The organism is Paenibacillus anaericanus, assembly GCF_003994475.1.
GTDB classification, from domain to species: Bacteria; Bacillota; Bacilli; order Paenibacillales; family Paenibacillaceae; genus Fontibacillus; species Fontibacillus anaericanus.
In genome coordinates, this window is sequence record NZ_RZNY01000007.1 from 78,254 (window position 1) to 90,354 (window position 12,101).

The following is a 12,101-nucleotide window of genomic DNA, read 5'->3' on the forward strand; positions in this document are numbered from 1 at the left end:
CACCAACTACTCATTTTGAAAACGGGAGGTGCGCCGGGTTTACCCGACTCACCTCACCCGCTTACTGTTCCTATGATTTATTTCGTAGCTTCCGTGCTATACCATTCATTGACCTCATCGATAATTTGATTACCGCCAAGTGCCTTCCAGCTATCAACAAATTTATCGAAATCATCAATGGAACCGCCCATGATTATCTTGGTAAAGGACTCTTGCATCAACTTATCTAGCTGACCACCCTTCTCCACTACTGTTGCTGTCGGAAGACCATAGAATTCGTTATACACGAACTGTTGATTTTCTTTAATTTGACGTGTTAATCCCCAACCACCGTCTTTCGCAGCTCGGCTATAGTATTGGCCCCAGTTTACGCCTTTGGAAGCGTTGGTTGTGTCGCCAGCTAGGAAGTCTTTTGTCGCTTTAAAGGTATCCGCAACGGTCTTATAATTTGCATCGTCTATTGTAATTTCAGTCTGATTGGCATCGAGTGCTTTGTTCACTTCAGTGTAAATCGTATCAATATCAGCAGGGTTGGCGATACGTGGGTTAAACCAGTTGTATACATAACCATCTGCCGCTTGGTTCTTATCTTTGTATTTCTTATTCCCAACTTCAATGTAGAAATTGAGCATCTTAATCGCTGCTTCTGGATTCTTCATCTTTTTGTTCACGACGAAAATTTTATTACTGCGGATTTTTGGAACGAGCGATTTAGCTGGACCATCAATCCCTGGAAGTTGAATAGCAATCCAATCCGCCTTCGGATCTTTGTCTACGCTCGAGTTAAGCGGCCAGTTCGGATACCACCATTCTCCGTAGGAAATACCCACTTTACCTGCTGTCAGATCTTCTACCGCTTTATTCTCATCCTTAAGTGCGAACTCTTTATCAATAATTCCATCTTTGTACCATTGTTGTAGCTTGCCAAGTGCAGTCTTCACTTCAGGTTGGATCAGCCCTGGTAGTAATTTGTCATCACTGCCTTTAATCCAAGCAGATTGATTATCACCAACGGAAGGAAATGCTCCGAATCCATTAAAGAAACCTCTGACATCAAATCCCCAGAAGAACAAACTCTTTTGCATCGCAATACCATAGGTGTCATTCTTACCATTCTGATCTGGGTCATTATTCGTAAATGCTTGTGCAACTTTCTCAAGCTCATCGATCGTCTTCGGTGCTTGTAAACCTAGATTATTAAGCCAATCTTGCCGAATCCATAGTAACTGTGTGGATAGGAAAGGATCTTCAAATGCAGGAATACCCAATTGCTTACCATCTGCACTAAATGTCTTCATCGCGAATCCACCGTCAGAATCCATGTATGCCTTAAGAGCCGGTGATGCATATTGGTCATATGCTTCTGTCAAATCAGCAAGCATATCTTGTTTTTTTAGCTTCTCATAGGTCTTCTGATCAACTTCTATCACATCTGGTAGATCTCCCGATGCCATGGCAAGCGAGAACTTTTGCTCAAACTGCGCAGAAGGAACTGTCCATTTGTATTTCACTTCGATGTTCATCATCTCTTTGAGATCTTTCAGATAGGCATTCTGCTCAGGTGTAATTCCACTTGGCGTTCTTGGATCTTCTGGTGGATTATATCCGAGTACTTCTGTAACAGTAACCGTTTCTGCATATTTTCCTAGTGGATCAGGTGGTGTGGCATTGTCTGTCGCACTATTCGTAGCGTCCTCCTTCGGCGTGGTTGGAGCATTAGCATTTCCATTCCCTTGACTTCCACATGCTGACAATAATGAAAGGATCATCGTTACTGCCAAAATCATTTTCCATGGTCTAATTTTATTCATTTGAACGCTTTCCCCCTTTGTATGCTGTAATTCATGGCGTTATCTGTGTTCCTAGTTATCATTTTAGGCACACGGGAATGCGCTTACAATTTCGTTTTCTTTACATCACTTTCACTTTATTTACTCATTTTGAATTTCGATATTCTTGTGGTGAAAGGCCCATCTTTCGCTTAAAGAATGTTGTAAAGTAGGATGGTGATTCAAAACCCACCCTTATGGCAATTTCATTTAATTTTAAAGCTGTATTCTCCATCAGTTGAAGAGCGACATGGAGTTTCGTCGACTGGATATACTCTATTAAATTTTGACCGGTCGTCTGTTTATAATAACGGGATAAATACGATGGATTAAGATGCACCTCTTCGGCAATCGAAGTAAGAGATACATCGCCCGATAGATTCTCCTGTACAAATTGGTGAACTTGTTCAATGATTAACGTCTTGAAATCATCCTGTTCAAACCCTCCGACCTTATGGACCGTATCTTCATGTTGACTTAGTTTCTCTAGGTCTAAGATAAGCATATGCTGTCCTAACAATGTTCTCTTGCTGATCAAGGTATGTACAGCCTCAACTTGGAGGTGGATCGATTCCCAATAGTTTTGTAGGTTCCCAGATATTCCAAACGAAACACAAGCACCTAACAGCTCTTCACACTCATTTTGAACAAGCTCCAAAATCCCCCTCATATACGCAACAATTCCATTCCAGTTCAATCCCAAATCAGGATAACCACCACAGAAGCGATTCAGCAAACCTTCATCCGGTTGAAGTAGCCATACAAACACACGATCATCATAGATCACTTCCTCACAGGCAATAGACACAGGCAGGTGATCACGAAAAATTCGCTTAACAGACGGAGGTATCTTAAATTTATGATCATCCAATCTATCTACTATTCCAACAAGAAAGAACGAAGGTCGATCAAATGCAATACTAAAATCTACGTCCTTATATCGTGAGTCGGATAATAAAGAAGCAATTGACTCACCACCTAGCATCCGTTCCATTAACTCTCCCTTTAAAAAGGAATTAGCAATTTGATAGTGCATCTGTGCCTTTTCCAATTGAAGTCTACGACGGTTCTCTTCTTCCAGCTTGTCGACTGCCGATTTTACGGCCTGGAAGATAGGCTCCATCCCTTCGGTTTTCAGAATGTAATTGTCCACATTCTTACGAATTGCCTCATATACATAATCAAATTCGCTATATCCTGTAAGAAAAATAACTCGGCACAAAGGCCAATAATAGATAATTTCATCTACAAGCTGGAGCCCGTTCTTCTGTGGCATGCGAATATCACTAATTAAGATATCTAATTTGGTTTTCTTCGCTATTTCAAGCGCTTCGCTTGAGGAATACGCTTTACATATATCAAAGTCAAACTGTGGATCCTCTTGAAAGAGATGAACTAGGCCATTTACAATAACAGGCTCGTCATCTACGATTAATAGTCGATACATGGTTATGCCTCCTTGACGTTGTCATAATTAACAATAAGCTCTACCTTCAGTCCGCCATATTTGCTCCGCGAGACAAACAGACCACTACCTGCACCATATTTCAGTTGAAGTCTATTGTTAACATTGATCAGTCCTGTCTTCTCAACTTGTTTCAACCCCATAGCAAGCTTATCTCGTAACTGTTCTATTCCCTCGTTCGTAAATAGACTCCCGTTATCTTCTACCGCGATGCGTACCACTCCGTCATGGCAATCCGCACTGATGTAGACCACGCCGTCCATGTTACCGTCCTCGAACGCATGCTCAAACACATTTTCGACGATCGGCTGAATGATCAGCCTCGGAACGAGTATAGTGTTGGATGAATTAGACAGTTCCTCGTATTCATACCGGATACGGTTCGAGAAGCGAATACACTGAATCTCACAATAGTCCAGTGCATGCTGATATTCTTTAAAGAAAGGCACCTCATCCGACCCACTTCTCGTAATGTACTGATAGTAGCTCCCTAGCTTCTGTGAGAGCTCGGCCGCACTGTCTGAATCGCCTACTTTACACATCATATAAATATTAAAGAAGCTGTTATAGAGAAAATGTGGGTTAATCTGCGACTGCAACTGCTTCAACTGCGAATGCTGCAGTGCTATTTTCTGCTCATAATTCTCCTCTATAGAACGCTTCAGTCTATAAGCCATACGATTAAAGCTATGAAAGATATAGTGGAATTCGTCCCTTGTCCTTGACTCAATAACTATATCAAGATTATCCGTTTCCACCATACGAAATGTCTTAACTAGTTTCGATAGTGGTCTATGAATCATTAAATTAACCGAATAAGAATAGAGTATCATCACCGCTATGGCGATAACGAACGAGATGTAGAGTAACGTGTTAAACTGACTTAATGGACGTGTAATTTCATTCTGGTTCACATACATAATTAATGATAGATTCATTGAACTGATGAAGTTATGGGCAATAAAGTAACTTGTACCATTCACCTTATTCATTTCGGGAATGTCCGAGTTAGAGTTATCCTTTTTGGCGATGAGGTCAAGAACTGCAGTAGATACCATAGTATCCTTTGTTGTAGATAACACATTCCCCATATCACTGCTCCCGAGAAATACCTCTGACTCTTGATATAAGGTTGCTATTTGACTTAATGCCTCTAATAACTTCGCTGTAGAGATTTCGATATACGACCACAAGCCCGCATTATCCCCTGTTTCAATAAGGAAAATCGCATCACCATCCCTATAGAATGAAGGCTTCTGCTTAACGTTAAGCAACGAGGAAATATTCTCATACTCTTCATTAGGTATGTCTGTGACACCCGTCTTACCGGAGATCGTTTTACCCAACGACTTAACATATACCCCAGCATTAACCACATAATCGCTTGAGGCAATAATCCGATTCAACAGATCTCTAGCATTATCGATTAGTTCTACCTCTTCATATTTCTCTAAACTTCCACCTCGGAAGCTTAGTTTCTGTATATTTTTATCTTCTTGAAATTGTAATTGTTGATTACGGATAAAGTACATTTCTTTATCCAGTTGCTTAGAATAGAATGACGCCCCCGCTAATGATGAGTCCAGGATTGCGTTCCTCGTAAAAGACATCCCTTTGTAATTCACCCAAATATTCATCGATAAAAGTGGAATCAGAAAGACGATAAATAAGATGACAATTTTCTGGTAGACGAACCATTTTACTTTACCCGTTGCCCGCAGCTTCATACTAAACCTCCATTTTTATTGCATAGTTCATTTCAATTTAAAATAACGAACTTAACTTTTTCACTTACCCCCACTAAAGTATGCGCTTCCATAGTAAGATTACTACCTATTAACTAAATATTCTAGTTTAAGTATGTAGTTTTTTGGCGAAACATATATCATTTTGTCGAATCTCATATCATTACATGACTATTCCACCAGTTTCATCGGTGTCTCGCAGGAATCCAAGTTGTTTTGTCCAATTACTCTATAGTGAGGAGGCGAATATAATATAATGACGGAAATCGTCTCATTAAGGGTGCCTGAATTCATTGATTCGGACTGCTATAGTCTACTATTATCAAAAATTAGTAAAGAAAAAAACGCGAGAATTGGAAGATATAAGCGGATAAGCGATGCTTACCGTTCACTTCTGGGTGAACTCCTCCTACGCGCCACAATTTGCGACTACACAGGTATAAGTAACGATGATATCAGGTTTATATACAATAATTACGGTAAGCCGTCCCTTACCAAAGGTAAAGGCTCCCCTTTCTCGTTCAATCTATCACATTCAGGTAACTGGGTTGTCCTGATTTACAGCGATAAGCACCTTGCTTTGGGGATAGACGTTGAAGAGATCAAACCTATGGATATGGGGATAGCAGAAAGGTTTTTTTGCCCACAAGAATACATGGATCTCATAGCGAAACAGGGAGAAGAACAATTGGAATACTTCTTTAGGCTCTGGACCTTGAAAGAGAGTTATGTTAAAGCACTCGGGAAAGGCTTGTCTATTCCACTTGATGGGTTCTCGTTATCTCACCAAAGTGGGGATGTCTGGTTCTCACCTGAGGCAAGCAACTTCCATTTCAAAAGTTTCAGAATGGATGAGCAGCATATTATATCAGCTTGTTCCGAGTTGGGCGACTTGCCAAATAACATTAGGGAGATATCTTTCGTGGATTTGTGTCATTACTTTGAGGGGAACAATTGTGGAAAATGACGACTATCTTGTTGATTATTACGGTTTCGAACAAGTGATTGAACAGAATATTATTGAAAAAGCCGAGCTTAGTGGATTTTACGTGTCAAAATAAGGTTCCAAGACATTAATAAAGAAGCTTCCCAAAAGTTCAAGTTCGATGGTTTCAGATCGATACCAATTGACCTTACTTATTTTTTATTCAATTATACAGTTAAGGGATACTCAATTTGAGTATCCCTTAACTGTATAAACCTATCTATTCAACTTTTTTCAGTTCGATCTTTTCGATCTCAAGATTAGAGCCTAAAATGCTCTCATGGTGAATTGTGATCTTCAGTCGTCCGTTTCTAACTCGCACTTCTTGTGTGATAGTATCTGTAGATTCTGCGACTGGCAAATCGACGAACACATTCGGATAACCTGTTCCTGTTAATTCTAAACGCGAGATATGCGCCTTCATCCCATACTGCTTACCCGTAAAACTTACTTCATATATACCGTCTTCTAATTCGGTCACCGTTTGGTCAATACTTTGTGCGAAATGTAACCCTTCAAAGTTAACTTTTCCTTCTTTTACTTCTGCAACATCATTGTATAAGTTCCAATGATCTAGTCCATTTTTGAAATCGCCATTGGCTAGTTCGCCTTCTGTTTCGAAAAGGTCGACTTTACCAATACTTTCGTTATTTTCAGAAGCGGGTGCCTCTGCTTCAGAAAAGAACACCATGTTCCAATATTCTAACGAAGGTACAGTCAATTCCACAAAAGACCCATTTGTATCAGATCCTTTTGTAAAATCAAGTTTGTGTGAACGAGAATCGTAGGCTGGATCCGGTGAAGTCACCCAAGCCGATTGAATATTTCTCTCTGAATAGTACTTCACTTTAACATCCGTCAGCATACGAGGCGTGTCTTTCTCGCCTTCATTCGCACGCCAATCGTTGGTACTCACATCGACTAAATTAATCATTTGCATGGTATCATATTTAGCATCCGATTTGCTGTAAGCCCAGATCGTTTGCGCTTGACCATCGATACTTGTATCGTAATTCGCTATTTCGATGAGATTTCCATTATCCTCTTGCCCATCTCGCAATAAGTTTTGATAGGCAACGATGAAATCTTGTAACGCAGACTGTCTTTTTACATGTTCCGGTGTCATATATAAATTTTTATATGGGAAATACTCATTCGAGAGCATGTTCTCCCCATCACCTAATTCAATCCGTGATCCCCCGGCTGCGTATACAGCAGCATCTGTTAACAACACGGAGGACATATTAAACGGCACGCTTGAATTTCGTTCCGCATAATCATATTCCATGTAGGCAGGGATAATTAAAGACTTGCCGCCACTTTCTTGTCTGGATTGATCAATTTCTCGTTTTAATCCCATATAGGTGTCATATTGATTTCCTTCACTGTCGTGATCCCAAGGCCACATTTCTGTATACAGCACGTCTACCTTCGATTTATTAACATTCTCAATCCCTTGAGCACCTACAGGGTTAAAAGCTAGGTATTTATCTTCTCCCAACATGTCTTTGGCTTTATTCAAAAATTCCGTATAGCCATCTTTGACATATAGGGTTTCAGCTTCATTGCCACGATGTTCATTCGTCCACATTTTACCCCATTCTCCGACTGTATCTCCATGCCATCCGTCAAAACCCATCGTATGAATGGCTTCAATATTTTTCTTAATGATAAAATCTTGCCATTCTTCATTCTCGATATCAAAGAAGTATAAATCGGATTGACCGGACGGGCTTGCTCCCATATGGAATGTAAAGCGATCTCCTTTGGCTTTGCCAGGTCCACCATGATTTTCTGCATACCATAGACCCCATTCGTCTTTCACACCAAAATCCGCAAAATTATTAGTTGCTGCGTAAATCATATTGTAGGACATGTTGACCATATTACGGTCCTTTGCTGCAGAAATATAATCTTTGACCGTCTGTCCTGAAATCTTTCTTCCCGCCCAATCTTCCCATTCCATAGAACCGTCGGCCGGAACAGGTTGATGATGCAGGTACTTCCAGTCATAGTATTCAATTGCATTGAGACGGAAATCTTTAAGTGTTTCCATCACTTTTTCCGTATCTACTTTGTCGTTATATTCCGTCACATAGCCATAACGAGGAAACTTCGTCCAGTCGGAAGAGACATCGACACCCATCGTTTCGGAAGCCACCCTGTTACCTTTGTTATCTTTCATTTGGAAATCAAACAAGTAACCTTTGTAATCCTCATTTGGAGCTGTCCATGGGATTTCAATATTCGTAGATTCATGGCCAGCGACTGAAAAATTCCCTTCAATCGCTTCACCCACTTGTTGTTCCAGGTGACTAACGGTTAATGTATATTTCCCTTTCACATTCTTATCCGTTACATTTTCTAATTTAACGATTACTTTTACTTCAGCATTGGGATCATACATAGCTTTATCTGTTGTTAATTGAATAATTTGCAAACCATTCTTATCTAATTGACCCTTATCTGACACATTTCCACATCCTGACACTAAACCTATTGTTAATAAACAAGCTGAAACGATACTCACGATTTTGAGCAATCTCATACTCTACCTCCAAGATTTACTTATGAAAAGAGCTCACACAAAGAACATGTGAGCTTTAACATTTAAACCCTTACAGCAAATATCTCATACGGCTTTAACGTCACAGATTTCACAACAATTTCTTGACGATTGTAGTTACTTATAATGATTTCTGTGACCTCTTCATCCACTGAAAATTCATTCTTCTGCGAAGAAATATTAGCAACGATTAGCCATCTTTGGCCATCATATTTACGATAGTATGCAAACACATCTTCAGGCGTATGTTCGATCAGCTCAAAATCTCCCCACACGATAATCGGATTATGTTGACGAAGCTGGATTAAACGTCGATACGTATGGAAAATAGAATCTTTATTCTCCAGGTTATGTTTTACATTGATCTGTTTATAATTTGGATTCACATGTAACCAAGGAGTTCCTATCGTAAACCCGGCATTGTCACTGTCATCCCATTGGATCGGTGTACGTGCATTGTCTCGCCCTTTTGCGTTAATGGATGCAATGATATCTTCCACCGCATACCCATTCGCTAAGCGATCATGATACATATTCACTGATTCTATATCTTCAACTTCATCAATCGTTGTGACGGGATAATTGGTCATGCCAATTTCTTCGCCTTGATAAATGTAAGGGGTACCTTTCATCATGTGCAAGAGAACGGCAAACATTTTGGCACTTTGATCATGGAATTGTTGATCATTACCCCATCTCGATACAATACGAGGTAGGTCATGGTTATTCCAGAATAGACTATTCCAGCCTTCGTCACCCAATGACGTTTGCCACTTCACTAAAACCCTCTTCAAGTCTGCAACACGCAGCGGCTTTAAATCCCACTTCTCTTTACCTTCTTGTTGATCCAAACTTACATGTTCGAATTGGAACACCATAGATAGCTCTTTTCGTTTGGGATCAGAATAAAGTTTTGCAATTTCAGGTGTTGCGCCCCATGTTTCGCCTACAGTAAGAACATCATGAGAACCAAAGGTTGTTTGATTCATTTCTTGAAGGTAATCGTGTAATTTCGGACCATTCCCCGTAATTTCTTGATCAGGGATTTTTCCGACTAAATCAATCACATCCATACGGAAGCCCCCAACACCTTTATCCAACCAAAAATTCATCATATCGTAGATTTCTTGACGAACTTTTTCATTTTCCCAGTTCAAATCTGGCTGGCGCTTGCTAAATAAATGTAAGAAATACTGTCCGCTTGCTTCATCTAATTCCCACGCAGAACCACTGAATGTAGAAGTTAAACCATTAGGAGCTCCTCCATCTACAGGATCACGCCAGATATAGTAATCGCGGTATTCGTTATCTCGACTTTTTCTAGCTTCGATAAACCATTTGTGTTCATCCGATGTATGATTTACGACTAAGTCCATGATCATTTTAATACCTGCATCATTAGCTTTCGTGATTAATTCTTCCATATCTTCCATCGTTCCGAATTCATCCATAATATCTTGATAGTCACTAATATCGTAACCATTATCGTCATTAGGGGATTTATAGACGGGTGATAACCAAATCGCAGTAATTCCTAAGTATTTCAAGTAATCAATACGATTAATTATTCCTCTTAAATCGCCAATCCCATCTCCATCACTATCCTGAAAACTTCGTGGATATATTTGGTATACCACAGCAGTCTGCCACCATTTCACTTCTTTTTCTACAGTTATGGTCTCTCTCATCATTTCCATTATCCTTTCACACCACCATCATCAGTTTCTTTAATAAAGTATTTTTGGAACGTAATATAAATAATCAGAATTGGAATCAAAGCAATGAGTGCGGCTGCAAATACAAGGCCCCATTGGGTTGCATTTTGTCCTTGAAACAAGCGAATCGCAATCGGTAAAGTACGTTTGGAGGCCGTCTTAATGATTGTTAACGCCGCGAAGAATTCATCCCATGTCCCCATGAACGATAGAATAGCTAACGTCGCAATCGAAGGTCGACATAACGGTAGAATGATTCGACTGAACACGGTAAAGCGACTTCCCCCGTCAATCATGACGGATTCTTCATAATCATTCGGTAATTGTTCAATAAACCCTTTGAGAAAATAGGTGTTTCCCGCTATACCACCACTAATATAGAGTAAAATTAGCCCACGGTAAGTATCGATTAAATTCAAACCGTTCAATACCGTATATTGAGATACTAAGGCAAGTACGGCTGGAATCATCATCGAGAACAGATACACATTAAAAATTACATTTCTACCCCGGAAGCGTAGCTTCGCAAATCCATAAGCGGAGGCTGTTGAAATCGCAAGTGTTAACACCATCGTTACTAATGAAACAAACAAACTGTTTAAGAAGTAACGCGAGAAACTATTGGATGTCCACGCAGAAACAAAATTACCTGTATAGAATTCTTTTGGTATCAAAATAGGAGGGTTTGGCATCGTATAAGTATCTTTCGTTAAAGCAGTCGCCAGCATATATAGGAAAGGCATGATAGCAAGAATGGATGCCCCTATAAGCAATACTTGTAGACCTAGTTGCATTGCTATTTTTTTCTTTTTCATAGGTATTCCATCCTTTCTATTGCCCTTCTTTAAATGCTCTACGTTGAATTAGTGTAATTCCAATGACCACGATTCCCATTACAATAGATACTGCTGATGCATAACCAAACTTGAATTGTGAGAACGCCTGCGAATACATGTAACTATTCAGCGTCTCCGTCTTACCCATAGGACCTCCACCGGTGATCATAATCACTTGAATCATAATGCCGAATGCACCAATGGTTAGTTGAACGATCGAATAGATGGTTGTTTCTTTAAGTAACGGGATGGTAATTTTAAAGAAAGTTTGAATCGCATTCGCACCTTCGATTTTCGCTACTTCGTACATACTTTTGGGTACGGATTGAAGAGCAGCTGTGTAAATAATCATGACCCAACCCACGCCTTTCCAAATACACAAAGCCCAAATTACGATATTTGCAGTAGTCGCATTTTGTAACCAAGCAATGGGAGTATCAATCAGATTCGCCTGGATAAGTGCATAGTTAACTAGCGCGCCTTTTGTATCTTGAAAAATATACTTAAATAAAACTGATACAACGATCCAACTCGAAATAACCGGAATATAGAGCAAAATCTTGTAGAGAAGACGACCTCGAGTAAGATTATGAATGAGGGTTGCAAGCATCACACCTAGGATCAGCTGTCCGGGGACGGTTATGATAACCGCCCACAGACTGTTTTTAAAAGCTACCCAGAAATATTTACTTTCACCCAAAGCACCATCTGAAATGAACATCGTTCTAAAGTTTTCTAGTCCAATAAATCTACTTGGCTGACCGGGGAGGATATTGTACTCTGTAAAAGCCATATAGAAGTTTTTGACTTGTGGATACAATACGAATACCAAGAATAGTACAACACCAATACCTGTGAATAGCCACGCATCTCTTGTCTCAGACCAGCTGTATTTATTTTTTTTCGAGTTTAATTTCTTTAATCGATCTGAAAACTCCATGGCTTGGTCCTCCTTTTAGT

The 12,101-nt window shown here is 39.8% G+C and carries 8 protein-coding genes; 1 reads left to right on the plus strand and 7 read right to left on the minus strand.

Features of this window, described 5'->3' with window-relative positions; translation table 11 throughout:
* Window positions 1-77: 77 nt before the first annotated feature.
* The 3 genes from EJP82_RS10505 to EJP82_RS10515 all read right to left on the minus strand — a co-directional run bounded on the left by EJP82_RS10505 (window position 78) and on the right by EJP82_RS10515 (window position 5,021).
* Window positions 78-1,811 (minus strand): extracellular solute-binding protein, encoded by a 1,734-nt coding sequence (locus EJP82_RS10505; RefSeq protein ID WP_127192008.1) that lies wholly within the window; start codon window positions 1,809-1,811, stop codon window positions 78-80.
* A 124-nt stretch (window positions 1,812-1,935) separates the two neighbouring features.
* Complete coding sequence (locus tag EJP82_RS10510) at window positions 1,936-3,276, minus strand: helix-turn-helix domain-containing protein (RefSeq protein ID WP_127192009.1); 1,341 nt, start codon at window positions 3,274-3,276, stop codon at window positions 1,936-1,938.
* Window positions 3,277-3,278: 2 nt separating this feature from the next.
* Window positions 3,279-5,021, minus strand: a complete 1,743-nt coding sequence (locus tag EJP82_RS10515; RefSeq protein ID WP_127192010.1) for a sensor histidine kinase — start codon at window positions 5,019-5,021, stop codon at window positions 3,279-3,281.
* 274 nt (window positions 5,022-5,295) lie between these two features.
* On the opposite strand from EJP82_RS10515, the gene EJP82_RS10520 reads away from it, so the two are divergent.
* Window positions 5,296-6,006: a 4'-phosphopantetheinyl transferase family protein gene (locus EJP82_RS10520; RefSeq protein ID WP_127192011.1), complete on the plus strand. Its 711-nt coding sequence runs from the start codon at window positions 5,296-5,298 to the stop codon at window positions 6,004-6,006.
* 238 nt (window positions 6,007-6,244) lie between these two features.
* Here EJP82_RS10520 and EJP82_RS10525 read toward each other — a convergent pair whose 3' ends face one another.
* The 4 genes from EJP82_RS10525 to EJP82_RS10540 all read right to left on the minus strand — a co-directional run bounded on the left by EJP82_RS10525 (window position 6,245) and on the right by EJP82_RS10540 (window position 12,081).
* Window positions 6,245-8,572, minus strand: a complete 2,328-nt coding sequence (locus EJP82_RS10525; protein WP_127192012.1) for a glycoside hydrolase family 66 protein — start codon at window positions 8,570-8,572, stop codon at window positions 6,245-6,247.
* A 62-nt stretch (window positions 8,573-8,634) separates the two neighbouring features.
* Window positions 8,635-10,278 (minus strand): glycoside hydrolase family 13 protein, encoded by a 1,644-nt coding sequence (locus EJP82_RS10530; protein WP_127192143.1) that lies wholly within the window; start codon window positions 10,276-10,278, stop codon window positions 8,635-8,637.
* Between the two features lie 8 nt (window positions 10,279-10,286).
* A complete protein-coding gene (locus EJP82_RS10535) occupies window positions 10,287-11,120 on the minus strand; it encodes a carbohydrate ABC transporter permease (RefSeq protein WP_127192013.1) in 834 nt (277 codons plus the stop codon).
* A 16-nt stretch (window positions 11,121-11,136) separates the two neighbouring features.
* Complete coding sequence (locus EJP82_RS10540) at window positions 11,137-12,081, minus strand: carbohydrate ABC transporter permease (protein WP_127192014.1); 945 nt, start codon at window positions 12,079-12,081, stop codon at window positions 11,137-11,139.
* Window positions 12,082-12,101 lie beyond the last annotated feature (20 nt).

Coding starts and splice junctions, on each gene's coding strand:
- EJP82_RS10530 (WP_127192143.1), bottom strand. CDS start 10,278: ATGAGAGAGACCATAACTGTAGAAAAAGAAGTGAAATGGTGGCAGACT.
- EJP82_RS10515 (WP_127192010.1), bottom strand. CDS start 5,021: ATGAAGCTGCGGGCAACGGGTAAAGTAAAATGGTTCGTCTACCAGAAA.
- EJP82_RS10540 (WP_127192014.1), bottom strand. CDS start 12,081: ATGGAGTTTTCAGATCGATTAAAGAAATTAAACTCGAAAAAAAATAAA.
- EJP82_RS10520 (WP_127192011.1), top strand. CDS start 5,296: ATGACGGAAATCGTCTCATTAAGGGTGCCTGAATTCATTGATTCGGAC.
- EJP82_RS10535 (WP_127192013.1), bottom strand. CDS start 11,120: ATGAAAAAGAAAAAAATAGCAATGCAACTAGGTCTACAAGTATTGCTT.
- EJP82_RS10525 (WP_127192012.1), bottom strand. CDS start 8,572: ATGAGATTGCTCAAAATCGTGAGTATCGTTTCAGCTTGTTTATTAACA.
- EJP82_RS10510 (WP_127192009.1), bottom strand. CDS start 3,276: ATGTATCGACTATTAATCGTAGATGACGAGCCTGTTATTGTAAATGGC.
- EJP82_RS10505 (WP_127192008.1), bottom strand. CDS start 1,811: ATGAATAAAATTAGACCATGGAAAATGATTTTGGCAGTAACGATGATC.